Below are 24,542 nucleotides of genomic sequence, written 5' to 3' on the forward strand. Positions count from 1 at the left end.
CTCTGCCACAGGGGTTCGTAACTCCCTGTAATTATTTTGTCATCATTTTTAGATAGCCAGACAACCATGAGCGACTTGCCAGATACAGATTTCACCCAACGTTTCATCTTCGACGAGCGCGATGTGCGCGGTGAGTGGGTGTCGCTCGACCAGAGCTATGCCGATGTGCTGGCTCGCCATCCGTACCCGCAACCGGTCGCCAAGCTGCTTGGTGAACTGATGGCGGCGACCTCGCTGCTGGTCGGTGCGCTCAAGTTCGACGGGCTGCTGATCCTGCAGGCGCGTTCGGCAGGGCCGATCCCACTGCTGATGATGGAGTGCTCGAGCGAGCGCGAGATCCGCGGCATGGCGCGCTATGAGGCTGACCAGATTCCTGACGACGCGACCCTGTCGCAGTTGATGCCGGACGGCCACCTGACCTTGACCATCGACCCGATCAAAGGCCAGCGCTACCAGGGGACCGTCGACCTTGATGGCGCCACGCTGTCGGAATGCTTCACCAATTACTTCGTTCAGTCGCAGCAGCTCAACACCCGCTTCTGGCTCGATGCCAGTAATGGCGAAGCGCGCGGATTGCTGCTGCAGCAGTTGCCGCGCGATCGTCAGCCTGACGATGAAGAGCGTGAAGACAGCTGGCAGCACGTCATTGCGATGGCCAGCACGCTCAAGCCCGAAGAGTGGAAGCTGGGCAACGAAACCCTGCTGCACCGCCTCTACCACGAAGACGCCGTTCGCTTGTTCGATATCCAGCCGCTGCATTTCAAATGCAGTTGCTCGCGCGAACGTTCCGGCAATGCGCTTGTCAGTCTTGGCGAGCACGACGCTACGCAGCTGGTGGAAGAATGTGGCGGACAGGTCGAGATCGACTGCCAGTTCTGCAACGAGCGCTATTTCTTCGATGCCAGCGATGTTGCGCAACTGTTTGCCGGCGGTGGCACGAACTCGGCGTCAGAAACTCGCCACTGAAACGTTTAATTTCAGGGAAATCTCCTGTCGAATTGCGCAAAAGAGCAGTTCTGACAGGAGGGGCCTACTTTTTTTGGGCGTTTCTGGCATAATCCGGCCACTTTTTTCGCTGTAGTAGTTTTTTACAGACAACTACAAAACGTTTGGAGCACTCGGCCTCGGGCCGGATGGGGTATCTCATGACGCAAGCCAACAACACCGTGTACACCGACCTGAGCGTCGATGAGCTGGTAAAAGAAGCGCTGTCCCGCGGTGAAGGCGTGCTGGCCGATACTGGCGCACTGGTAGTCGAGACCGGTCACCGTACTGGTCGTTCGCCGGCTGACCGTTTCATCGTCGAAGAACCTTCCACTCAGGACGCCATCGCCTGGGGCCCGATCAACCGCAAGTTCCCGGCCGACAAGTTCGATGCCCTGTGGGATCGCGTCGAAGCGTTCAACAACGCTCAGGATCACTTCGTTTCCTACGTTCACGTAGGGGCTGCCGCCGAGCACTACCTGCCGGTCAAGATGACCACCCAGACCGCCTGGCAGAACCTGTTCGGCCGTTGCCTGTTCATCAACCCGGAGAAGGGCCAGTACAACCCGGCCGGTCGCGACCAGTGGCAGATCCTCAACGTCGCCAACTTCGTCTGCGAGCCTGAGCGTGACGGCACCAACTCCGATGGTTGCGTGATCATCAACTTCGCCCAGAAGAAAGTGCTGATCGCTGGCATGCGCTACGCCGGTGAAATGAAGAAAGCCATGTTCTCGGTGCAGAACTTCCTGCTGCCGGCCGCCGACGTGCTGCCGATGCACTGCGCCGCCAACATCGGCGAAGAAGGCGATGTAACCCTGTTCTTCGGCCTGTCCGGCACTGGCAAGACCACCCTGTCGGCCGACGAAAGCCGTTACCTGATCGGTGACGACGAGCACGGTTGGGGTGAAGGCGTCGTCTTCAACATGGAAGGCGGCTGCTACGCCAAGTGCATCGACTTGTCCGAGAAGAACGAGCCGGTCATCTGGAAAGCCATCAAGCACGGTGCAGTGCTGGAAAACGTCGTTCTCGACGCCAACAAGCACGCCGACTACGCCGATGTCAGCCTGACCCAGAACAGCCGCGCTGCCTACCCGCTGGAGCACGTTGCCAAGCGTTCCGAAGCCAACCTGGGCGGCGAGCCTAACGCGGTCATCTTCCTGACCTGCGACCTGACTGGTGTTCTGCCTCCGGTTTCGATCCTGAACAACGAACAGGCTGCCTACCACTTCCTGTCCGGCTACACCGCGCTGGTCGGTTCCACCGAAATGGGCTCGGGCGGCGGCATCAAGTCGACCTTCTCCACCTGCTTCGGCGCACCGTTCTTCCCGCGTCCGGCTGGCGAGTACGCCGAGCTGCTGATCAAGCGCATCAATGCCTTTGGCTCCAAGGTCTACCTGGTCAACACCGGCTGGACCGGCGGTGGCTACGGCGTCGGCAAGCGCTTCAGCATCCCGACCACCCGTGGCGTGATCTCCGCTATCCAGAGCGGCGCACTGATCGGTGCCGAGACCGAGCACCTGGACATCATCAACCTGGACGTGCCCAAGGCTGTTCCAGGCGTCGAGACCGAGCTGCTCAACCCACGTAACACCTGGGCTGACAAAGCCGCCTACGATGAAGCCGCCAAGGGTCTGGCCAAGCTGTTCACCGAGAACTTCAAGAAGTTCGACGTATCCGACGCCATCAAGGCCGCTGGTCCGCAGCTGTAAGCTGTCGCTGGTTGCAACGAAGAAGCCGCCCCAAGGGGCGGCTTTTTCGTGTCTAGCGTTGCTACCGGCGGTCAAGCCGATTCCCCATCGCTGGCAAACCAGCGCTTGCAGGTTCTGCGCTGCCTCTGTGCCGCCATGGGCCCTTTAGCAGCCGGTAAAATTTATCCGCCTTCAGGAAAATTCTGTTTCACTTGTCGATATCCGTGCAAATCACCGGGCCAGGTCAATGACAGAATCTCCAAACCGAACCGCCTTTTCCCACTTTCACCCGATACTCACTCGCCCTCAGGACAACGACCACAACGGTCATGTCGCCGGTGCCACCGTGCATGGCTTCTTCGAGACCGCCATTCAGGCATTTCTCGTCGAGCAAGCCGATATGGACTTGCGCGATGGTGAGTTGGCAGCCTTCGTGGTCAGTTCGTCGGCGGACTTCTATGCGCTGCCGGGTTTCCCGGATGTGCTGGAGGTGGGCTTGGGTATAACCCGCCTGGCGGGCAGCACGGTGGAGTACCGTCTGGCGCTGTTTCGCCCTGGGGATCAGGATGCCTGTGCGGCCGGTAGGGTGGTGCAGGTGTTCATCGAGCGGGAAAGCGGTCGCCCGGTGCCGCTGCCGAGCGCGTTGAGCAGCATTCTCTCGGGCCTGCAGTTGGACCCTCAGACATAAAAAAGCCCCGCGGGTGAGGGCGGGGCTTTTTGTTGCCAGGCCAGAGGCCTCAGGCATTAGTCGCGCCAGTGGCGCTTGTGCTTGCGGTGACCGTAGTGGTGGCCACGGTCCCAGTGACGACGGTCGTCGTAGTCACGACGATAACGGCGGTGCTCGTGACGCTCGTCTTCATCGGCCTTGTTACCCATGTAGTTACCCAGCGCACCACCGGCACCACCGCCGGCTGCTGCGCCAATGTAGCTACCGGTGGTACCGCCTACGGAGCGACCTACCACGTTACCGCCTGCCGCACCCAGCGCACCGCCGATGGCGGCCTCACCACGCTGGTGCTTGTCGGCACCTACCGCACTGCCTGCGGCACCGCCCAGGCCAGCGCCAATGGCGCCGCCGGTGCTACCACCGATGGACTGGCCCACAACCGAGCCCAGTACCCCACCCAATGCGCCGCCAATGCCGGCCTCGGTGGTGCCGCCTGCCATGGCAACGCCGCTGAGCAAGCTGAAAGACAACAACAGAATCGAGGAGTACTTCTTCATCGAGAAAGCCTCATAGGGATGACGAGGCGAATTTGAGGCTCTGCGAGGCTGCTGGCAACGAAAATCCGACGAGTAACACGAGTTGTACACAATTCTCTAAGTTACTGTTTTTTCGTTGAAACTTTCTCGATTTTCGCTTGTCTTAGGCTGTTATGACAAAAGCCCTGAGCCATTACGGACAGGGCTTTTTTCGTTTTCGCAGGTGCGTTTTCAGGCCTGATCGTCGCCCAGCCGGTGCCTACAGAATACGACCATCATCCCGCGCTCGCTCCAGTTTGATGGCGACGAATTTGGAGGTTGGCGTATGGCTGCCCTCACCGATGCTCTCAAGCGGAATCAGCGGGTTCACTTCCGGATAGTAAGCCGCTGCCTGGCCAGCCGGGATGTCGAACGCCAGCAACGTGAACCCGTGCACACGGCGTACATGATCATCCCCCCACAATGAGACGATGTCGACCTTTTGCCCCGGTTGGAAGCCCAGCCGGATGATGTCCGCTTCGTTGGCGAACAGTACTTCGCGCTGACCACGTACCCCCCTGTAGCGGTCATCCAGGCCGTAGATCGTGGTGTTGTACTGGTCGTGCGAGCGCATCGACTGCATGATCAGGTCGGGCAACTGGCCGCTGGCCTGGACGCGCTCATCGAGCAAAGTGTCCGGTAGCAGGTTGGCCTTGAAGTTGGCGCGACCGGTGTTGGTTTTCCACTCACGGCTGCTGGCGCTGTTACCCAGGTAGAAGCCGCCGGGATGACGAAGGCGCTCGTTGAAGCCGCTGAAACCGGCAATGGTGTCGCCGATCAGGTTGCGAATACGGTCGTAGTCGGCCACCAGCCAGTGCCAGTCCACCGGACGCTTGCCCAGTGTGGCGGCGGCGATGCCGGCGATAACGGCTGGTTCCGAACGCATTAGGGTCGACAGCGGCTTGAGCTGGCCGTTGGAGGCGTGGACCATGCTGAATGAGTCTTCCACAGTGACCGCCTGCGGGCCTTCGCTCTGCAGGTCGATGTCGGTGCGGCCCAGGCACGGCAGAATCAGCGCTTGCTTGCCATGGATCAGGTGGCTGCGGTTGAGCTTGGTGCTGATGTGCACGGTCAGCTCGCAGTTGCGCAGGGCCTGAGCGGTGCGCTCGGTGTCCGGCGTGGCCTGGGCGAAGTTGCCACCCAGGCCGATGAACACCTTGGCCCGGCCATCGAGCATGGCGTGGATCGCCTCGACGGTATTGTGGCCATTGTGGCGTGGCACACGGAAGTTGAAGCGCTTCTCGATGGCATCGAGCAGCGCTGCCGGTGGGCGTTCGTTGATGCCCATGGTGCGGTCGCCCTGCACGTTGCTGTGGCCACGTACCGGGCACAGGCCGGCGCCTGGTACACCGATGTTGCCGCGCAGCATCTGCAAGTTGACGATTTCCTGGATGGTTGGCACCGAATGGCGATGCTGGGTGATGCCCATCGCCCAGCACATGATCACGCGCTTGCCGCGGCAATACATGCGCGCTGCCAGCTCGATGTCGGCAAGGGCCAGGCCGGACTGGGCCTGGATATGCTCCCACGAGGTGGCATCCACTGCTGCCAGGTACTCATCGACGCCATGGCCGTGCTCGGCGATGAAGGCATGGTCGAATACGGCTGGCTCGCCCTTGGCCTGGGCTTCGCGCTCCCACTGCAGGACGAACTTGGCCATGCCGCGCAGCATCGCCATGTCGCCGCCCAGGGCCGGGCGGAAAAAGGCGGTATTGGTCGGGCGGTCGCTGTTGGTCAGCATTTCCAGCGGGTTTTGCGGATGCTGGAAGCGTTCCAGGCCACGTTCCTTGAGCGGGTTGACGCACACCACCTGGGCGCCGCGTTTGACCGCATCGCGCAGTGGGTCGAGCATGCGTGGATGGTTGGTGCCGGGGTTCTGGCCCCAGACGAAGATCGCGTCGGCATGCTCGAAGTCGTCGAAGGTGACGGTACCCTTGCCGACCCCGACGCTCTGGCTTAAGGCTACGCCGCTGGCCTCGTGGCACATGTTCGAACAGTCGGGGAAGTTGTTGGTGCCGTAGGCGCGCACGAACAGCTGGTAGAGGAATGCCGCTTCGTTGCTGGCCCTGCCCGAGGTATAGAACTCAGCTTGATCGGGGGTGAGCAGGGCGTTCAGCTCGCGGGCGATCAGGGCGAAGGCGTCGTCCCAGGCGATAGGTCGGTAACGGTCGCTGGCCGGATCGTAAACCATTGGCTCGGTCAGGCGGCCCTGGTATTCGAGCCAGTAGTCGCTTTGTTCGAGCAATGCGCTCACGCTGTAGCGTGCAAAGAAGGCCGCATCCACCCGACGCTTGGTGGCTTCCCAGTTGACCGCCTTGGCGCCGTTCTCGCAGAACTTGACCATGCCGCTTTCGGGCGAGTCGCCCCAGGCGCAGCCGGGGCAGTCGAAGCCGCCGTTCTGGTTGGTCTTGAGCAGTGCGCGAATGTTCTTCAGCGCGTTGTCGCTCGCGACCCAGGCCTTGGCCACGCTGCGCAGCGCGCCCCAGCCTCCGGCGGGGCCGTCATAGGGCTTGTAGCGAGGGGTGGAAGCTGGGGCGTTGTCTGGAAGGTGCTGGTACGAGGTCACGACTGTTACGACTCCGCCGCTGGGCTGTAGACCCGCGGTGCGCTGTGTTTGGGCAGGTGGATGAGGTTGAGGTTGTGCTTGCGCGCCCACTGCAGGGCCAGGCCGGTCGGGGCCGAGAGGCTCACCAGGGTCTGGATCCCGGCGCGCAGGACTTTCTGGATCAGTTCCAGGCTGCAGCGGCTGGTGACGATGGCCAGGCCGCCGTCGGTGCTGATTTCCCGACGCAGCAGCGCGCCGATCAGCTTGTCCAGGGCGTTGTGTCGGCCGATGTCTTCACGGCCGAGCAGCAACTCGCCGTTACGGTCCATGAACAGTGCGGCGTGTACCGCCCCACAGTGCTGCCCCAAGGGCTGGAACTGGTCGATACGCTGGCGCAGGCCGACCAGCCAGGCCGCCGGCGGCAGGGGCGCGCCGGGCAACTCGGTCAACTCTGGCAAGGCCTGTTCCAGCGCCTCGACCCCGCACAGGCCGCAGCCACTGGTGCCGGCCAACTGACGGCGTTGGTTCTTCAGGTTCCAGAAGGCGCGGCTGGATATCTCGATGTCGGCATACATGGCCGAGCCGCTGCCCGAGAGCTTGAGGTCGTAGATTTCCGCTGTGCCTTCGACGATGCCACTGCCGACACTGAAGCCGACCGCGAAGTCCTCAAGGTCGGTGGGGCTGACCAGCATCACGGCCTGATTGAGGCCGTTGTAGGCGATGGCCAGGGCGACTTCCTCGGCAAGCGGGGTGCTGGCTCGTTCGCCATCGTCGAGCTGCACGTAATCGTAGGTATTGCTGGCGGCCGGCATGGACAGGGGTGTGGAGGCCGCGCAGACCGGAGGCTTGCTGTTCATCGGAGCTGGCTTTCGACGGCTTTTTGATAGCACAAGCCTAGGCGCGTGGGCTGCCCACGTCTAATCGCTAGGGTCTATGCCTTGATAGAGCGCGTCGATTGGTCGCAGGGGAGCGGGGGCGGCGATCCTGGCCTAGACTCCTGGCTCCGAGGTTTCATCAACAAGGAGCGCGTCATGAGCCTGTTCAGTTTCGTGAAGGAAGCCGGCGAGAAGTTGATCGACCTGCTGACCCCCGGCAATGCCAAGGCCGAGGAACAGCTCAAGAAGCATGTGGAGACCGTCGGGCTGGGAAACCCGAACATCAGCGCCACTGTGGAAGGAGACAAGATCATCCTCAAGGGCGAGGTGGCCAGCCAGGAGGAAAAGGAAAAGATCATTCTGGCAGCCGGCAATATCGCCGGAGTGGCCACTGTCGAGGACCAGATCACCGTCACCGGGCCGGTTGCCCAGGCCGCGCGGTTCGTCACGGTCAAGAAGGGTGACACCCTCAGTGCCATCGCCAAAGCCGAATATGGCGATGCCAACCAGTACAACAAGATCTTCGAGGCGAACAAGCCGATGCTCAAGCACCCTGACAAGATCTATCCGGGGCAGGTGCTGCGGATTCCGGACTGATCGGGTGGTGCTATCGAGGCCAAGCCGGCTCGTGCAGGGGAAGGCTTGGCGTCGATCACGGTGCTACAGCCCGGCCAGTAATTCCCGGTAATCCTCGACCGCCGCAAACTCCTGGGTGTCCCGCGGGGCTGCCTGGCTGTCGGGTTGGCGTACCGCCAGCAGATGCCCCACGCCAAACCGTCGTGCACTGCGCAGAATCGCCAGGGTGTCGTCGATGAACAGGCTACGGGCCGGATCGAAACCGATATCGGCTTGCAGTGCGTCCCAGAATTGCGGGCTTTCCTTTGGGTACCCATAGTCATGGGAGCTGATCAGCCGCTCGAAGTAACACGCCAGCTCCACACGCTCCAGTTTCAGCGACAGCGAGTCGCGGTGGGCATTGGTGATCATTACCACCCGCTTGCCTGCCTTGCGGACTGCCGCCAGGAAGGTGTCGGCATCGGGTCGCAGGGCGATCAGGTGGGCGATTTCGCGTTTGAGTTCGCGGATCGGCAGGTTCAGTTCGCGACTCCAGAAATCCAGGCAGTACCAGTTGAGCGTACCGGCGTTGCGCTCGAACAACGGTTGCAGCTCCAGTTCCGCCATGGCCCGGCTCACCCCATGCAGTTCGGCGTAGCGCTGGGGCAGGTGGTCCAGCCAGAAACGGTTGTCGTAGTGCAGGTCGAGCAGTGTGCCATCCATGTCCAGCAGGACGGTATCGATGGCGGACCAGGGAAGAACAGGCATGGGAAACTCTCGATCAGTCGGCAAGCCACGGTATAGTAACCCGTTCACGCCAAGGAGCCGCCCCATGCGCCAGAAACCTACCGTCCTCAATCGCGAGATCGTCGCCAGCAGCCGCCTGTTTCGCGTCGAGGCCGTGCAGTTGCGCTTCGCCAACGGCAACGAGCGCACCTACGAGCGCTTGGTGGGCCGAGGCAACGGTTACGGCGCGGTGATGGTGGTGGCTATGCTCGATGCAGAGCACGCGGTGTTGGTCGAAGAGTATTGCGGCGGTACCGACGAGTACGAGCTGTCGCTGCCCAAAGGCCTGATCGAACCGGGCGAAGACGTGCTGGCGGCGGCTGACCGTGAGCTCAAGGAAGAAGCCGGTTTCGGCGCTCGGCAGCTTGAGCACCTGACCGAGCTGTCGCTGTCGCCGGGCTACATGAGCCAGAAGATCCAGGTGGTATTGGCCACTGACTTGTACGAAGAGCGCCTGGAAGGTGACGAGCCGGAGCCGATGCGGGTCGACAAGGTCAACCTGCGCGAGTTGTCCGCCTTGGCCATGCACCCGCAGTTCACCGAGGGCAGGGCGCTGGCGGCGCTGTACCTGGCCCGCGACCTGCTGATCCAGCGGGGGCTGCTCGACGCATGAACGACCAACAGCTGATGCATGAAGTGGTGAAGCTGGCCGTGCAGGCGGGCGAGGCTATCTTGCCGTTCTGGCAGTCGGACGTAGCGGTGAACGCCAAGGCCGACGATTCGCCGGTGACGGCTGCCGACCTGGCAGCGCACCGGGTCATCGCCGACGGCCTGGCGGCCCTGGCGCCGCACATTCCCGTGCTGTCGGAAGAGGACTGCAACATCCCGCTGACCGAGCGCCAGGGCTGGACGCGCTGGTGGTTGGTCGACCCGCTGGATGGCACCAAGGAGTTCATCGCCGGCAGCGAAGAGTTCACGGTCAATATCGCCCTGATCGAGGAAGGCGAGGTGGTGTTTGGCGTGGTGGCCATGCCGACCAATGGTCGCTGCTACTTCGGTGGTCGGCAGTTCGGTGCCTGGCGTGCCGATCCAGGTGCCGATCCCCTGTCTATTCGGGTGCGCAACACGCCGCCTGCCGGTAGCCGTTTCACGGTGGTGGCCAGCCGTCGTCATTCCAGCCCTCAGCAGGAGGCGCTACTGGCGGGGTTGGGAGGCACTGTCGGTGAGCTGGAACTGGCCAATATCGGCAGCTCCCTGAAGTTTTGCCTGCTGGCTGAGGGGAGCGCCGATTGCTACCCGCGTCTGGCGCCGACTTCGCAATGGGACACGGCAGCTGCCCAGGGTGTCGTGGAGGGTGCGGGCGGCGAGGTCATCGAAGTGGACGGTCAGCCATTTCGCTATCCCGCGCGGGAGTCGCTGCTCAACCCCTTCTTCCTGGCCTTGCCGGCCGCTGCCAGCTGGCGTGAGGCGTTCATCGAGCACTGTGTCAAACGTTGATGGTGTGCGGGTCGATCGCCGGCTTGCCGGCGATCTGCTGCTTTAGCGATGCAGTACGTACTGCCCGCTGAAACGCACCGCAGGCTCGTCGCTGCCAAGATTGCTGACGGTGGTTTCCAGCGTCAGCCGCGCCCGTCCGCGACGCTGATACAGCGTGATGAACCGCTCCCAGGTCTTGTCGTCTGGCGCCGGGCACCGCGCCTGGGCCGCACCCGTCACCGGCAGCGGATAGCTGATCTGGCCTTCCTGAATGACGATGTGGCCGTCATCGATGCCCAGCTCGCGTAGACGCAGGTGCAACCAGCCCCAACCTACCAGCACTGCGGCGCAATACAGACTGCCGCCAAACATGGTGCTCTTGTGGTTGACGTTGGCCTCCAGCGGTAGTTGCAGCTGCAGGCAGTGATTTTGCCAGCCAACGACTTCCAGCCCCATTTCGCGGGTCAGGGGAATGTCATGGTGCAGTACGGACTGCAGGTACTGGCTGTCGGTGGTCATGGGCGAGGGTCCTCTTGGTCGTCGTTTCCGCTGCTGGCGCCTTCGAAGCTAAGGCCATGCTTTCGCAGCTTGTCGTGCAGGGTCTTGCGGGGGATGCCAAGGGCTTCGGCCAGGCTGCGCATCGAGCTGTGCGGCTGGGCCAGCTCGGCGGCGATCAGCGAGCGTTCGAACTGTTCGACCTGTTCGCTGAGATTGCCGCTGAGCACCGGGGCTGCCGGTGCCGTCGCGGCTGGCAACTGGCCGTCGAGGGCCAGCTCCAGGCCCAGGGCGAAACGCTCGGCGGCGTTCTGCAGTTCGCGCACATTGCCTGGCCAGTCGTGGCGCAGCAGCATGGCGCGTTGCGCCGGTTGCAGGCTGTGTGGCGCAAGACCGTGGCGCTGGCTGGCGGCATCGGCAAAATGCTGGAACAGCACCAGAATATCGTCGCCGCGTTCACGCAGTGGCGGGATACGCAGCGGGGCGACGTTCAGGCGGTAGTAAAGGTCGGCGCGGAAGCGGCCCTGGTCGGCGGACTGGCGCAAGTCTTCCTTGGTGGCAGCGATCACGCGGATATCCAGCGGGATAAGCTGGTTGCCGCCCAGGCGTTCGACCACGCGTTCTTGCAGCAGGCGCAGCAGCTTGACCTGCACATCCAGGCTCATGCTCTCGATTTCGTCGAGGAACAGCGTGCCACCATTGGCGAACTCGAACTTGCCGATGCGGCGTTTTTGCGCGCCAGTGAAGGCGCCCGGCTCATGGCCGAACAGTTCGCTTTCCACCACCGACTCGGCCAGCGCCCCGGCGTTGATCGCCACGAACGGCCCATCGCGGCGGCTGGAAAGGTCATGCAGGGCACGTGCGACCACCTCTTTGCCGGCGCCAGTCTCGCCCAGAATCAGGACATCCGCGCGGGTACCGGCCAGGGCGCCGATCTGCTCGCGCAGGCGCTGCATGGCGGGCGACAGGCCAACCAGGCGAGTGGACAGCTGCTGACGGTCGCTCAGGGCCAGACGCAGGCTGCGGTTGTCCAGCACCAGGCGGCGCAAGGCCAGGGCGCGGCGCACGCTATCGAGCAAGGCATCGGTGGCGAACGGCTTTTCCAGAAAGTCGTAGGCCCCGGCGCGCATGGCCTGTACCGCCAGCGGCACATCGCCGTGGCCAGTGATCAGCAGCACCGGCAGCTCGTTGTCGCGCCCGTGCAGTTGTTCCAGCAGTTGCAGGCCATCGATGCCAGGCATGCGGATATCGCTGACCACCACCCCCGGCCAGTCAGGCTCGATGCGCCCGGCCAGGTCCTGTGCATCGGCCAGGGCGACCACCTTCAGCCCCGCCAGGTCGAGGGTCTGGCTCAGGGCCTGGCGCAGGTGTGGATCGTCGTCCACCAGAATGACCTGGGCGTGGCTGTCGATGAATGTCTCGGTCGTCATGCCGAGGGGTCCTCCGAAGGTTGCAGGTTGGCGCCAGGCTTGGCCACACGCAGCTGCAAGGTCAGCAGGGCGCCACCTTCCGGGTGGTTGCCGAGCAGCAGTTCGCCACCCAGGGCGCGCATCAGGCTTTCGCAGATAGCCAGGCCCAGGCCCAGGCCTTGGGTGCGGGTCTTGGTGGTGAAGAATGGCTCCTTGGCATGCTCCAGGGCCTGGCGGCTGAAACCTGGGCCATTGTCGCGAATGTACAGGTAGACGTAGTCGTCACGCTTTTCGGCACTCAACCAAAGTCGACGTGGGTTGGCTTTTTCGGTCAGTGCATCGAGGGCGTTGGCCAGCAGGTTACCGAGCACCTGGCGCAGGCGGGTTTCACCGGCCTGCACCCAAAGGGTGGCGTCCGGCAGGTCGCGGATCAGTTCCACGGCCATGGCGCGCCGACGCTTGGCCAGCAGGGCCAGGGCATCATCCAGGGCCGGCTGCAGGGCCACGCTCTCCGGGGCATGGCGATCGCGCCGGGCGAACGCACGCAGGTGGGCGATGATCGAAGCCATGCGCCCGGTCAGCTCGCCGATCAGCTTGAGGTTGCCGCGGGCATCTTCGGTGCGCTGGTGGTCGAGCAGGATCTCGGCGTTTTCCGCGTAGCTGCGGATCGCGGCCAGGGGCTGGTTGAGCTCATGGCTGATGCTCGCCGACATGGTACCGAGCACCGACAGCTTGCCGGCCTGGACCAGCTCGTCCTGGGCACGGACCAATTCCTGCTGGGCATTCTCACGTTCGAGCACCGCGCTTTTGAGGCGGGCGTTGAGGCCTTCGAGGTCGGCGGTACGTTCCATCACACGCTTTTCGAGCTCTTGGCGGCCACGTGCCTCGAAGTCGATGCGATCGATATAGTGGCGTCGTCGCTGCATTACCAGCCCGGCCAGCAACATCAGCACCAGCAAGGCGCCGCCACCGATGGCCATGACGGTCTGCACCGAGCGGTCGACCAGGATGCGTGGGGCGAGAATACTGACTTGCCAGCCGGTTTCCTTGATGTCGCGGGTCTGGATCAGCCAGGCCTGAGGGTCCAGGGTCAACGGCTGCGGCGCCTGGGTCGGGTAGGGCTGGATGGCGATGATCGCCTGGCGTTCGGCCTCGGTCAGCTCACGGGTGGAACGGAAACGCCAGTCTGGCCGCGAGGTCAGCACCACCACGCCGTTCTGGTCGGTCAGCAGCAGTTGCTCGGGCGTCCGGCCCCAAAGGGTTTCGGTGTGGTCCAGGTCGACCTTGACCACCAGCACGCCGACCACCCGTTCGCGGTCGCGCACGGCCGCGGCGAAGAAGTAGCCGCGTTTGGCCGAGGTGGTGCCCTGACCGAAGAAGCGCCCCAGACGTCCTTCCATGGCTTCGATGAAGTACGGGCGGAAGGCGAAGTTACGGCCGACGAAGCTGTCGTGCTTGTCCCAGTTCGACGCGGCCAGGGTGTTGCCACTCACGTCCATCAGGTACATCACCTCGGCACCGGTCTGGTGGACGATGTCCTTGAGCAAGCGATTGGCGTTGGTGACCGCTTCTATGCGAAACGGGTCGGCCAGCACGTTGCGCAGCGCCGGCAGGTCGCCGAGGATCTGCGGCAAGGTCTCGTACCGGTGCAGGGTGCCGAGCAGGTTCGCGACATACAGGTCGAGGGTCTGGCGGTTCTGCGAGGCCAGTTCGTCCTGATAGTAACGTTCGGCGAGGTGGTGCAGGGGCCACAGCAACGGAGCCAGGCACAGGGCCAGCAGGGCCAGGCTGCGCCAGCGGGGGCGGCGAGGGGGCGTGGGTTTTGCAATCATCGCGTAAAGGCGCCAGAAGAGTCTGGCGCAATTATGCGCTAGTTACGGCAGGTCATCAGCGCCTGCGGCCATCACGCGACTCAGGGGAACAAATCCGCTTCGCTCAACGGGGCGCCTGCCTGGTCCTTGGCAGAAAGGATGGGCGGGTACTTCTTGTCCCACTCGATGGCAAGCTCAAGGTCGTCCCAGCGGATGCAACGTTCGGCGGCGGGGTTGTAGTAATCGGTGGTCTTGTACAGGAAGTCCGCCGACTCGCTCAGCACCTGGAAGCCATGGGCAAACCCAGGGGGAATCCAGAACTGGCGGTGGCCATCGGCGCTCAGTCGGGTAGCCACCCAACGCCCGAAGGTGGGCGAGCTGCGCCGAATGTCCACGGCCACATCCAGCACTTCGCCATGCGTTACCCGAACCAATTTCCCCTGGGGGTTGTCGATCTGGTAGTGCAGCCCGCGCAGCACACCGCGTCGAGAGCGTGAGTGGTTGTCCTGGACGAAGGGCGAAGTGAAACCTGTTTGCCTGGCGAAGTCGCGGGCGTTGAAACTCTCGAAGAAAAAGCCGCGGCTGTCGCCGAAGACCTTGGGTTCGATGATCAGCACATCAGGGATGTCGGTGGCAATGATGTTCATGGCGATAACTGGCCCCCTGAGCTCTGATTCGACCGTGTCAGTCCCTGTTCAATTTAGCCACCCTGGCCTCTTGCAGCCTAGATTGCCAGCATGGCAGCGCTTGCGGTCACGCTCATCATTTCATCTTCAACGCTTGTTTATCGGCGATTTTGCGGGCGAGATAAGTGAAATGTGAAAGAGGTTTCATCTTCAGTGCTTGCGGTGCGGGGCCGCTTTGCTGACAGGTTTAATGTGGCTGTGTTACACATTTAAGTCGATTGTTATCGGCGTGATTCCGTTCTCTTATGCTTAAACTGTTGGTCTTGTGGCTTCTAAAGCCGATATTTATCGGTTAAATTGGCAGACAACTGAACAGCGCAACCCCTGGCCAGCACGCCGGGCTCTACAAGAGGTTAACCATGAAAACCCTTAACTCGACACCCCGCGCCGACGGCTTCCACATGCCAGCCGAGTGGGCGCCGCAGAGCCAGGTCTGGATGGTCTGGCCGGAGCGTCCGGACAACTGGCGCCTGGGTGGCAAGCCGGCGCAGGCCGCCCATGTGACCCTGGCCAAGGCCATCGCGCGCTTCGAGCCTGTTACCGTGGCGGTTTCCGCGGGCCAGTACGAGAACGCCCGTCGTCAGCTCGACCTGCCGAACATCCGTGTGGTTGAGATCAGCAACGATGATGCCTGGGTGCGCGACACCGGCCCGACTTTCGTCATCAACGACCATGGCGAAGTGCGCGGTGTGGACTGGGGCTTCAATGCCTGGGGTGGTTTCGACGGGGGCCTGTACGCGCCGTGGAACCGCGATGAAGAGCTGGCGGCCAAGGTCCTGGAAATGGAACGTTGCCAGCGTTACCACACCGAGGGTTTCGTGCTTGAGGGCGGTTCGATTCACGTGGATGGTGAAGGCACCCTGATCACCACCGAGGAATGCCTGCTCAACCGTAACCGTAACCCGCACCTGAACCGCGAGCAGATCGAAGACATCCTGCGCGAGCACCTGTCGGTCGAGACCATCATCTGGCTTCCCGATGGACTGTACAACGACGAAACCGACGGCCATGTCGACAACTTCTGCTGTTACGTCAGCCCAGGCGAAGTGTTACTGGCCTGGACCGATGATTCCAACGATCCCAACTATGCACGCTGCCACGCGGCCTATGAGGTGCTAAAAAATAGCCGCGACGCCAAAGGGCGCGAGTTTGTGGTGCACAAGATGCCGATTCCGGGCCCACTGTTCGCCACCCAGGAAGAATGTGACGGCGTCGACCATGTCGCGGGTAGCCAGGAGCGCGACCCCTCGGTCCGCCTGGCAGGGTCGTATGTGAACTTCCTGATCGTCAACGGCGGCATCATTGCTCCAAGCTTCGACGACCCAGCAGATGCGCAGGCTAGAGCGATTCTGGCCAAGGTCTTCCCGGACCACGAGGTGGTCATGATTCCGGGGCGTGAACTGCTGCTGGGCGGAGGCAACATCCACTGCCTGACTCAACAGCAACCGGCACCGGTCAAGCGCTGATACGCAACTCCCACAAAAGGCCCGTCAATTGACGGGCCTTTTGTTTCCGGCAGATGTTCGGCAGGCCACATGGCATATGTTTTGTATTGTTTTTCATGGGCTTAGACCCAGCAGACGGGAAGTGCCGTTCTGTAACAATACCAACGTAAATTTGCCGCTCACGGGGCCCAGGGAGTACGTGGAAAGATGAATGCAGCAAGTGAGTCGGCATTGCCCCCATCGGCAGTGGATCACCAATCGCTCCAAATTCTGGCGCAGTGGTTGAAACACCATGGATGCAAACGGGTCAGGACGACCGACCCTCGCCGCCTGCTGGACGGGCGATACCCCCAAGGGCTGATCAGCGATGCAGAGCTAGAAGCGCTGCTGGCCGTATGGCATTGATCAGGGGTTGACCTGTCAACAAATGAACGCCACCGCACTTGCGGTGGCGTTTTTTTTGGGGTGCGCTTTTTGCGTATCTGCTCCCCCTCGGCTTGTTCAACAAGCGCTGTGGGTAGTGTCCACTTCGGCCGGTCGATTTTTCCTCGGCCAGAGATAAATTGTCTGTCTTGACCGGGCACCTGCATTGAAATGCACCAGACCTTAGGGTGATTTTGGTTATATCAACCTGCATTTCACGAGTTTTTGACATTTGTAATCGCACGCGGCTACGATTCGGCCAACGCCTGCTGGCCACCTATGGCCATGCTGCTGCACAAGGCCCGCCACCCGACCATTGGCGGGCTTTTCAGTTTGGATCCGCAAAGCGTCGAACCTACGAAGGGGCGTTGGTTCCTGGCGTCATATTGCAGAGCGTTTTTGATTAAGAAATAAGGAAAACAACATGTTGAAAACCAGGATCAGCCTGGTCGCGCTGGCGATGATCGCCGCGACCCAGGCCCAGGCCAACGAGCAGGCCGAAAGCAAGGGCTTCATCGAAGACAGCCACGCAAACGTTCTCCTGCGTAACGCTTACATCAACCGTGACAAGAAGCACGGTACCGATGACCAGATCGAATGGGGCCAAGCGTTCATCGCCAACTTCTCCTCTGGCTTCACCCAAGGCACCGTTGGTGTCGGCGTCGACGCATTCGGCCTGTACGCCGTGCGTCTGGATGGCGGCAAAGGTCACAATGGCGGTGCCGGCGTCGACTTCTTCAAACCGCACAACACCAAGAACGCCGATGACAATGCCAGCTCGCCGCATGATCTGGCCCGTGCGGGCGCTGCCGTGAAGTTCCGCATCTCCAACACCGTGCTCAAGTACGGTGACCAGATGCCAACCCTGCCAGTGCTGCAATACGACGACGCACGTCTGCTGCCAGAAAGCTTCACCGGCACCCTGATCACCTCCAAGGAGATCGAAGGCCTGGAGCTGAACGCCGGCCGCTTCACCCAGGAAGCGCGCAAGAGTGCCGAGCGTCGTGACGGTGGCGGCCTGAAGTCGATCAACGTCTTCGGCGGTAGCTACAAGTTCACCGATAACTTCACCGCTTCGTTGTACACCGCAGACAACGAAGACGTGATGAAGAAGCACTACCTGGGCCTGAACTACGTCTTCCCGATCGCCAATGACCAGTCCCTGACCCTGGACTTCAACGGCTACAAGTCGGACATCGACAAGAAGTATGTGCAGTCCGCTGGTCTTAACGGCGACTCCAACACCATCTGGAGCCTGGCTGCGACCTACGCCTACGGCCCGCACTCCTTCACCCTTGCGCACCAGCGCAGCACCGGCAGCACTGGCTACAACTACGGTTGGTACCAGAACGAAGGTGGCGTGGGTGACGGTGGTTCGACCATCTACCTGGCCAACTCCTACTGGTCCGACTTCAACGCCGAGGACGAGCGTTCCTGGCAGCTGGGCTATGGCCTGGACTTCGGTGCCTTCGGCATTCCGGGTCTGACCTACAAAGTGGCCTACGTCGTGGGTGACAACATCAACACCCGCAAGGTCGGCGCCCCGCAAGGCTTCGGTGAAGGTAAAGAGCGCGAGATCTTCAACCAGATCCGTTACGTCGTTCAAGACGGTCCGGCCAAGGACCTGTCGATCAAGCTGCGTAGCTCGTTCGTGCGTACCAACAACGCTGTCCAGCAGAACGGCAACTACATGGACGACGGCAACGAAGTTCGTGTGTTCGTCGAGTACCCGATCAGCATCTTCTGATCCTGATCGCGTCACCAGCAGCCCCGGCCTATGCCGGGGCTGTTTCGTTTCGGCGTACCGCAGCCACCGCTGGCGCCACCAGGGCCTCACCGGTATCTGGCGCGAAGCTGTCGCTGCGGGCCATGCGCCACATCCGCGCGTAGAACTCACTTTCGATCGAGCCACTGAGCAATTCGCCTGGCTTGAGGAACTGATGCAAGTCCGAGAACAGGCTGATTTCGCTGGTGCTGATGCGCCGCGCCAGGTGCTTGGGCTTGAGCTCCGACGGGTGTTCCAGGCCCGCCGCGGCCAGCATCTCGGCCAGCGCGTGCAAGGTGTTGCGGTGGAAGCTGGCGACGCGCTCGGCCTTGTCCGGCACCACCAGGGCGCGTTGACGCAGTGGGTCCTGGGTCGCGACGCCGGTCGGGCATTTGTTGGTATGGCAGCTTTGCGACTGGATGCAGCCAATGGCGAACATGAAGCCACGCGCCGAGTTGACCCAATCGGCACCGATGGCCAGCACGCTGGCGATATCGAAGGCGCTGACGATCTTGCCGGCGGCACCGATGCGGATACTGCTGCGCAGGTTCAGGCCCACCAGGGTGTTGTGCACGAACATCAGGCCTTCACGCATGGGCACGCCCATGTTGTCGCTGAATTCGCGTGGCGCCGCGCCGGTGCCGCCTTCCTTGCCGTCGACGACGATGAAATCAGGCGTGATGCCGGTGGCCAGCATGGCCTTGGCGATGGCCATGAACTCCCACGGGTGGCCCAGGCAGAACTTGAACCCCACGGGTTTGCCCCCTGACAACTCACGCAGGCTAGCGATGAACTTGAGCAGTTCCACCGGCGTGCGGAAGGCGCTGTGGGCGGCGGGTGAGATGCAGTCTTCGCCAACGCGCACGCCACGGGTGGCGGCAATCTCCGGGCTGACCTTGTGCCCTGGCAGGATGCCGCCGTGGCCAGGCTTGGCGCCTTGGCTGAGCTTGACCTCGATCATCTTCACCTGGGGCGAGCGCGCCTGCTCGGCGAAGCGTTTGGGGTCGAAGCGACCCTCCTCGGTCCGGCAACCGAAGTAGCCGCTGCCGATCTCCCAAATCAGGTCGCCACCGTGTTCGCGGTGGTAGGGGCTGATGCTGCCCTCGCCGGTGTCATGGGCGAAACGCCCCATGCGTGCGCCCTGGTTGAGGGCGGCGATGGCGTTGGCGCTGAGTGCGCCGAAACTCATGGCCGAGATGTTGAAGATCGACGCCGAATACGGCAGCCGGCACTGCGGACCACCGATGGCGATGCGGAACGACGCCGGGTCAGGCGTGGCCACCGGCACCATGGAGTGGCTGATGAACTCGAAGCCAGGCTTGTAGGCATCGTTGAGGGTGCCGAATGCCTTCTCGGCGCTCTCGTTCTTGGCCCGGGCGTACACCAGCGAGCGCTGCGAACGGGAGAAGGGCAGCTTGTCGTCATCGCCCTCGATCAGGTACTGGCGGATTTCCGGGCGGATGGTTTCGATCAAGTAGCGAATGTTGCCCAGGATCGGGTAGTTGCGCCGCACCGCGTGATGGCTTTGGCGCAGGTCGTTGAGGCCGATCAGACTGAGCAGCGCGGTGATGACCGTGACGGGCCAGAGCCAGTCATGTTGGCCAAGGTACGGGAGGCTGGCGAAGGTGAAGATCAGGCAGGTCGCCAGGCAGGCGTAACGGCTGGGAAGAGAGTGTTTCATGGATCCATCGCTGACAGGATGACCGGGCCTAGGATAGGCAAAGCGACAGTTGGGAAAACCTGGAGAATCGGTAAAACACTGTTACGCGATGATGGGTTGTGCGGGCGCTTTTGGCCTCATGGGGGCAAACCGTTGGCCAATCCGGCCCTACCCCGGCAGTAGAACGCTGACCCGCAAGCCACCGCCCTCGCGGTTCATCAACCTCAGCTCGCCACCATGGCTGGCAGCGATCCGCTGGGCGATGCTCAATCCCAGCCCGTAGCCACCCGAGGCCTGGTTGCGCGAACCTTCACCCCGCACGAACGGGTCAACGATGGTCGCCAGCAGCCCCGGTGCGATACCCGGCCCGCGGTCGTCGATGTGGATGAGCACATGCGTGGTAGCACGTTCCAGCGTCACCGACACCGCTTTGGCATAACGCAGGGCATTGACCAGCAGGTTTTGCAGGCAGCGCTGCAACAGCAAGGCATCGACCTCCACATTGCCCACCTTGCCCTGTACCGGCAGTGGCTCGTCGGCGCTGGCCAGGTCGGCGCATAACCGGGCCACCAAGCGGTCGAGGTCGACTGGCTGCAGGTTCTGTTGCTCGCCAGCGCGCAGGTAATCGAGCACCTGGCCGATCATGTTGTCCATCTGGGTGATGTTCTGCCGCAGGCGTTCACGCTGTTCGGCGTCTTGCAGGCGTTCCAATCGCAGCCGCATGCGCGTCAGCGGCGTGCGCAAGTCGTGGGATACGGCGGCCAGAAAATGAGCCTTGTCGTTGACCATGGCAATCAGGCGCTGCTGCATGGCATTGAATGCCTGCGCTGCCTGGCGCACTTCTTGGGGCCCGTCCAGGGCCAGCGGCGGTTGTTCCAGGTTGCTGCCCAACCCACGTGCAGCATCGGCCAACCGCCTTAGTGGGCGCAGGCAAAGGCGCACCGCGACCAGGCAGACCAGCAGCACCGCAACGATCCGCAAGGCGTATACCCGCAGCAGGTAGTCACTGATCAGCAGCCAAGCCGATTCACCGCTCCAGCCTTGCAGCTCCTGGCCGTCGATGGTCAGCCAATGGCCGTCGGCCAAGGGAACCGCGAACTGGATATGCGCCTGCGCCGTACGCAGGCCGAACAGGCTGCGCCAGACGATCGGTTGGCCCAGTTCATCGGTCAGTTGCACGTTCAACAGGCGCACATCCTGAGCCTTGCCCAGCTCGTATTCCAACGCCTGGCGCAGTAGCAGCTCGACTCGCCGTCGCCCCCGGCGCTCGTCCTGTTTCGCCCCCGGCAAGGCCTCGACGCAGCGCAAGCGGTAATGCGTCGGCGCCTGCAGTTGGCCGACCGGGCAGTCCGCCTGGGCGATCAGCGGCGCGCTGCGGGCGGCGAGCAACCGCACTGGCGCTTCCAGCACCTGAGCGAAACGCACATCGAACCAGATGCTGCTCGACATCAGCTGGATCACCAGCGTGCCACTGACCATGATCAGCAGCAGCTGGCCAAACAACGTACGCGGCCACAGTCGGCGCAGCCAAGGCACCTCAGGCATCCGCCCCCGCGCGGGCGATGTTCAACAGATAGCCTTCGTTGCGAATGGTCAGAATCTGCACGTCGCCTTCGGGGGCGCGGCGCAACTGCTGGCGCAGGCGACTGATGCACATATCCACCGAGCGGTCGTCGGGGTGGTGGTCGCGACCGAACGCGCTGCGGGTCAGTTGGTCGCGGGACACCACGCGGCTGTTGGCGTCCAGCAGCTCGCGCAGGACACGGTGGTCCGAGCGCGGCAGGGTCAGCGACTCCCCGTCCGGGCGGGTGAGCAGGCGCTTGATATGGTCGATGGCAAAACCCGCGAAGTGTTGTGTTTCGGCCACCGGCGCGTCGGTGGCCGCCTCCAGGCGCTGGGGACGGCGCAGCACCGCCTTGATGCGAGCGGTCAATTCGCGCGGTTCGAAGGGCTTGGCCAGGTAATCGTCGGCACCCACCTCAAGGCCGATGATGCGGTCCAGGGTGCTGCCCTTGGCCGACAGCATGATCACCGCCAGGCCGGGCGTTGCCTGCAACTGACGGCACAGGCTCAGGCCGTCTTCGCCAGGCAGCATCAGGTCGAGTACCACCAGGTCGACCTTGTGCCGCGCCAACTGCGCGCGCATCTCGTCGCCATGGGCTGCTGCCAGCACGCTATAGCCGGCTTCGGTCAAATACTCGCAAAGAAGTTCGCGGATCTCGTCGTCATCATCGACGACAAGCAAGGTTGTGCTCATCGAAAAACACCTGTTGGCGGAAGGTCGGCAGCGCTCGTTACGTTCGATTACATGCCCGTACAAGCCGGACATGGAGCCCGAAGGGCGGATGCCTAGAATCGTAACAAAAAATCAACTGCGAATACGAAGCCTTCCCAAATGAATCATCAGCGCATCATGCCCGACGTCTCACCCATCCACCGAGGCGTTAACCACCTTCACCCGCTTGCCTTCTTCATTGCCGTCGCCTTGAGCGGCGGTGCCATGGCTGCCGACAGCCAACCGCTGGAGCTGGAGGCCACGCAAATCGAGGACAGCGCCCTGGTCCCGGCCGACGAGGCTGGCCAGCTGGGTTACACGGTCGAGAGCACCCGAAGCTCCACCGGCCTGAATCTGACCCCACGCCAGACCCCGCAATCGGTCACTACCATCACCCGCCAGCAGATGGACGACCGCGACATCCATACCCTCGAACAGGCGCTGGACACCACGCCAGGCGTGAGCGCCACCAAGTCCGAGGTCGGTGGTCGCACCGACTTTCGTGCCCGGGGTTACTCGATCAGCAACTGGAAGGTCGATGGACTGCAGTTCCAGGGCGGTTCCGACTTCAGCGGCGGCGGCAATGCGCTGAACATGGACCTGTACGAACGCATCGACATCGTGCGCGGCGCCAACGGCCTGCTCGGCGGCACCGGCGACCCGTCGGCCACCGTCAACCTGATCCGCAAGGCCCCGACCCGCACCTTCGGTGGCAGTGCATACGCCACCTATGGCAGTTGGGACAAACGCCGCCTGGGCGCCGACCTGAACCTGCCGTTGTCCGAAGATGGCCGCCTGCGCTCGCGCTTCGTGATGACCCAGCAGGACGCCAACTCATTCCGCGACAACCAGTCCGAGCGCTCCCGCGCTGCCCTGGCCAACTTCGAGTTCGACCTGGACGACGCCACCACCCTCGGTGCCGGTTACCAGTACGAGTACAACAAAGTGGTCGGCGGCGGATGGGGCGCGAACATCCCCATCTGGTATCGCGACGGCAGCAAGACCGACCTGCCGCGCAGCACCAACCTGGTCCCGAGCTGGAGCTTTGGCGAGTACACCACCCGCACGGCATTCGGCTCGTTGGAGCACCATTTCGACAACGACTGGACACTGGACCTCAAGGCCGCCCAGAGCACTGCCGAAGTGCTCAACCACCGAGGCTTGGCCAAGGTCAACTCGGCGGGGCGCGGCCGCTACGGCGGCTACTGGGACCAGGACGGCAGCGGCGCCGTGCTCAACGGCCTGCACAGCACCAGCGACACCACCCAGCAATCCGCCCAGATCGACCTCTCGGGCCCGTTCCAGCTGTTCGGCCGCACCCACCAGGCCATGGTCGGTTACAACGACAGCCGCACCGTGGCCTGGTCGCCGGAATACAGCTGCACCATGGTCAGCGACGACCGCATCAGCGCGCCATCGGTGGGCTGCCAGTTCCGCGCCAACAACGGCTTCCCGGTGACCGACTGGCACAACGGCGTTGACAGCGACTACGACATGATCGCCTCCCGCACCGGCCGCCACACCAAGACCACCACCCGCCTGCAAGGCCTGTACGCCGCCACCCGCCTGAGCATCACCGACCCCCTGTCGGTGATCGTCGGCGTGCGCAGCACTGATTATTCGGCCACCACCCGCAACGTCAGCGGCGTGCGCAGCAACCAGCAGAACCACGGCATTGTCACGCCCTACCTGGGGGCGGTCTATGACCTCGACGACACCTACTCGCTGTACGCCAGCTACACCGACATCTTCAACCCCCAGACTGCCGAAACGGCCAGCGGCACCAAGGTCGAGCCGATTCGCGGCCAGAGCTACGAAACCGGTATCAAGGGTGAGTGGCTGGATGGCCGCTTGAACGCATCGGCGGCGTATTTCCGCACCAAGCAGCAGAACAAGGCCGTGCTAGACGACGGCCTGACCACGCCAACCGGCGGCGACGCCTACAAGGCCGGCACCGGCCAGGAAACCGACGGTATCGACCTCGAAATCGCTGGCGCCCTGACACCGAACTGGAACGTCTATGCCGGCTACACCTACCTGCATTTCCGCCGCGTCGACAGCGACGGCAGAAGTGACCCGTCGCACCTGTTCAAGGCATCGACCACCTACCGCCTGAGCGGCCCGCTCGACCGCTTGACCCTCGGCGCAGGCGTCAAGGCACAAACCAACATCCGCGCAATCTCAAGCCCGGCTGGGCAGCCGTTGAACGGTGTGAGTGGAGGGGCTACTGACGTGAACTGGTCCGGATATGCGATTTGGAATGCCATGGCCAAGTACCAGCTGACTGACGACACCACGGTGAGCTTCAACGTCGATAACTTGTTCGATAAGCATTACTACACGCAGTACGGGTTCTATGCGGGGGCGATCTACGGGGATCCGCGGAATATGGCGGTGACGGTGAGTACGGCGTTCTGATCAGGCGAGGGCTGCGTTGCAGCCCTTTGGTGATACCAGCGCGTCGCATCGGTGGAGTGCGCTT

At 62.7% G+C, this 24,542-nt stretch carries 21 protein-coding genes; 10 read left to right on the forward strand and 11 right to left on the reverse strand.

Annotated features, from left to right (window positions below):
• Window positions 1-66: 66 nt before the first annotated feature.
• The 3 genes from hslO to C4Q26_RS12915 all read left to right on the forward strand — a co-directional run bounded on the left by hslO (window position 67) and on the right by C4Q26_RS12915 (window position 3,360).
• A complete protein-coding gene (hslO, locus tag C4Q26_RS12905; protein WP_023382890.1) occupies window positions 67-966 on the forward strand; it encodes an Hsp33 family molecular chaperone HslO in 900 nt (299 codons plus the stop codon).
• 179 nt (window positions 967-1,145) lie between these two features.
• Window positions 1,146-2,693, forward strand: a complete 1,548-nt coding sequence (locus C4Q26_RS12910; RefSeq protein WP_023382889.1) for a phosphoenolpyruvate carboxykinase — start codon at window positions 1,146-1,148, stop codon at window positions 2,691-2,693.
• Window positions 2,694-2,919: 226 nt separating this feature from the next.
• Window positions 2,920-3,360 carry a thioesterase family protein gene (locus C4Q26_RS12915; RefSeq protein WP_023382888.1) on the forward strand — a complete coding sequence of 147 codons (441 nt, stop codon included), beginning with the start codon at window positions 2,920-2,922 and terminating at the stop codon, window positions 3,358-3,360.
• Window positions 3,361-3,416: 56 nt separating this feature from the next.
• On the opposite strand, the gene C4Q26_RS12920 is transcribed toward C4Q26_RS12915, so the two are convergent.
• The 3 genes from C4Q26_RS12920 to fdhD form a co-directional block, all read right to left on the reverse strand.
• Complete coding sequence (locus C4Q26_RS12920; RefSeq protein ID WP_023382887.1) at window positions 3,417-3,896, reverse strand: glycine zipper domain-containing protein; 480 nt, start codon at window positions 3,894-3,896, stop codon at window positions 3,417-3,419.
• A gap of 238 nt (window positions 3,897-4,134) precedes the next feature.
• Entirely contained in the window at window positions 4,135-6,480 is a 2,346-nt protein-coding gene (locus C4Q26_RS12925; protein WP_104883141.1) for an FdhF/YdeP family oxidoreductase, read from the reverse strand.
• Between the two features lie 5 nt (window positions 6,481-6,485).
• Complete coding sequence (fdhD, locus tag C4Q26_RS12930; protein WP_023382885.1) at window positions 6,486-7,316, reverse strand: formate dehydrogenase accessory sulfurtransferase FdhD; 831 nt, start codon at window positions 7,314-7,316, stop codon at window positions 6,486-6,488.
• 174 nt (window positions 7,317-7,490) lie between these two features.
• On the opposite strand from fdhD, the gene lysM reads away from it, so the two are divergent.
• The gene (gene lysM, locus C4Q26_RS12935) at window positions 7,491-7,931 is read left to right on the forward strand and encodes a peptidoglycan-binding protein LysM (protein ID WP_023382884.1); all 441 of its coding nucleotides are present in this window, start codon (window positions 7,491-7,493) and stop codon (window positions 7,929-7,931) included.
• 63 nt (window positions 7,932-7,994) lie between these two features.
• Here lysM and yrfG read toward each other — a convergent pair whose 3' ends face one another.
• Window positions 7,995-8,657, reverse strand: a complete 663-nt coding sequence (gene yrfG / locus C4Q26_RS12940) for a GMP/IMP nucleotidase (protein WP_023382883.1) — start codon at window positions 8,655-8,657, stop codon at window positions 7,995-7,997.
• Window positions 8,658-8,721: 64 nt separating this feature from the next.
• Here yrfG and nudE point away from each other — a divergent pair, with 64 nt between their 5' ends.
• Together nudE and cysQ are read left to right on the forward strand one after the other, a co-directional pair.
• Complete coding sequence (nudE, locus tag C4Q26_RS12945) at window positions 8,722-9,288, forward strand: ADP compounds hydrolase NudE (protein ID WP_023382882.1); 567 nt, start codon at window positions 8,722-8,724, stop codon at window positions 9,286-9,288.
• Entirely contained in the window at window positions 9,285-10,112 is an 828-nt protein-coding gene (gene cysQ / locus C4Q26_RS12950) for a 3'(2'),5'-bisphosphate nucleotidase CysQ (protein WP_104883142.1), read from the forward strand. The genes nudE and cysQ overlap by 4 nt, the downstream gene beginning before the upstream one ends.
• A 42-nt stretch (window positions 10,113-10,154) precedes the next feature.
• Here the strand turns inward: cysQ and C4Q26_RS12955 are convergent, their stop codons facing one another.
• The 4 genes from C4Q26_RS12955 to rfbC all read right to left on the reverse strand — a co-directional run bounded on the left by C4Q26_RS12955 (window position 10,155) and on the right by rfbC (window position 14,453).
• Window positions 10,155-10,610, reverse strand: a complete 456-nt coding sequence (locus C4Q26_RS12955) for a YiiD C-terminal domain-containing protein (RefSeq protein WP_023382880.1) — start codon at window positions 10,608-10,610, stop codon at window positions 10,155-10,157.
• Window positions 10,607-12,016: a sigma-54 dependent transcriptional regulator gene (locus tag C4Q26_RS12960; protein ID WP_104883143.1), complete on the reverse strand. Its 1,410-nt coding sequence runs from the start codon at window positions 12,014-12,016 to the stop codon at window positions 10,607-10,609. The genes C4Q26_RS12955 and C4Q26_RS12960 overlap by 4 nt, the downstream gene beginning before the upstream one ends.
• On the reverse strand, window positions 12,013-13,827 hold the full coding sequence (locus tag C4Q26_RS12965; RefSeq protein ID WP_027907229.1) for an ATP-binding protein: 1,815 nt from the start codon (window positions 13,825-13,827) through the stop codon (window positions 12,013-12,015). Before C4Q26_RS12965 ends, C4Q26_RS12960 begins: the two co-directional genes overlap by 4 nt.
• Window positions 13,828-13,907: 80 nt before the next feature.
• The gene (rfbC, locus tag C4Q26_RS12970; protein WP_023382877.1) at window positions 13,908-14,453 is read right to left on the reverse strand and encodes a dTDP-4-dehydrorhamnose 3,5-epimerase; all 546 of its coding nucleotides are present in this window, start codon (window positions 14,451-14,453) and stop codon (window positions 13,908-13,910) included.
• A gap of 398 nt (window positions 14,454-14,851) precedes the next feature.
• Here rfbC and aguA point away from each other — a divergent pair, with 398 nt between their 5' ends.
• The 3 genes from aguA to C4Q26_RS12985 all read left to right on the forward strand — a co-directional run bounded on the left by aguA (window position 14,852) and on the right by C4Q26_RS12985 (window position 18,107).
• Window positions 14,852-15,958, forward strand: a complete 1,107-nt coding sequence (aguA, locus tag C4Q26_RS12975; RefSeq protein ID WP_023382876.1) for an agmatine deiminase — start codon at window positions 14,852-14,854, stop codon at window positions 15,956-15,958.
• Between the two features lie 186 nt (window positions 15,959-16,144).
• Window positions 16,145-16,342 carry a hypothetical protein gene (locus tag C4Q26_RS28315; protein WP_081669664.1) on the forward strand — a complete coding sequence of 66 codons (198 nt, stop codon included), beginning with the start codon at window positions 16,145-16,147 and terminating at the stop codon, window positions 16,340-16,342.
• Window positions 16,343-16,784: 442 nt separating this feature from the next.
• Window positions 16,785-18,107, forward strand: a complete 1,323-nt coding sequence (locus tag C4Q26_RS12985) for an OprD family porin (RefSeq protein ID WP_023382875.1) — start codon at window positions 16,785-16,787, stop codon at window positions 18,105-18,107.
• Window positions 18,108-18,135: 28 nt separating this feature from the next.
• Here the strand turns inward: C4Q26_RS12985 and C4Q26_RS12990 are convergent, their stop codons facing one another.
• The 3 genes from C4Q26_RS12990 to C4Q26_RS13000 all read right to left on the reverse strand — a co-directional run bounded on the left by C4Q26_RS12990 (window position 18,136) and on the right by C4Q26_RS13000 (window position 22,042).
• Complete coding sequence (locus C4Q26_RS12990; RefSeq protein ID WP_023382874.1) at window positions 18,136-19,806, reverse strand: FMN-binding glutamate synthase family protein; 1,671 nt, start codon at window positions 19,804-19,806, stop codon at window positions 18,136-18,138.
• A 147-nt stretch (window positions 19,807-19,953) separates the two neighbouring features.
• Window positions 19,954-21,330: an ATP-binding protein gene (locus C4Q26_RS12995; RefSeq protein WP_023382873.1), complete on the reverse strand. Its 1,377-nt coding sequence runs from the start codon at window positions 21,328-21,330 to the stop codon at window positions 19,954-19,956.
• Window positions 21,323-22,042, reverse strand: coding sequence for a response regulator (locus C4Q26_RS13000; protein ID WP_023382872.1), 720 nt, complete (start codon window positions 22,040-22,042; stop codon window positions 21,323-21,325). Before C4Q26_RS13000 ends, C4Q26_RS12995 begins: the two co-directional genes overlap by 8 nt.
• Window positions 22,043-22,180: 138 nt before the next feature.
• On the opposite strand from C4Q26_RS13000, the gene C4Q26_RS13005 reads away from it, so the two are divergent.
• A complete protein-coding gene (locus tag C4Q26_RS13005; protein ID WP_371919594.1) occupies window positions 22,181-24,478 on the forward strand; it encodes a TonB-dependent siderophore receptor in 2,298 nt (765 codons plus the stop codon).
• Window positions 24,479-24,542: the final 64 nt, after the last annotated feature.

The sequence above is a fragment of the Pseudomonas sp. SWI44 genome, from assembly GCF_002947915.1.
Taxonomy (GTDB): Bacteria; Pseudomonadota; Gammaproteobacteria; order Pseudomonadales; family Pseudomonadaceae; genus Aquipseudomonas; species Aquipseudomonas taiwanensis.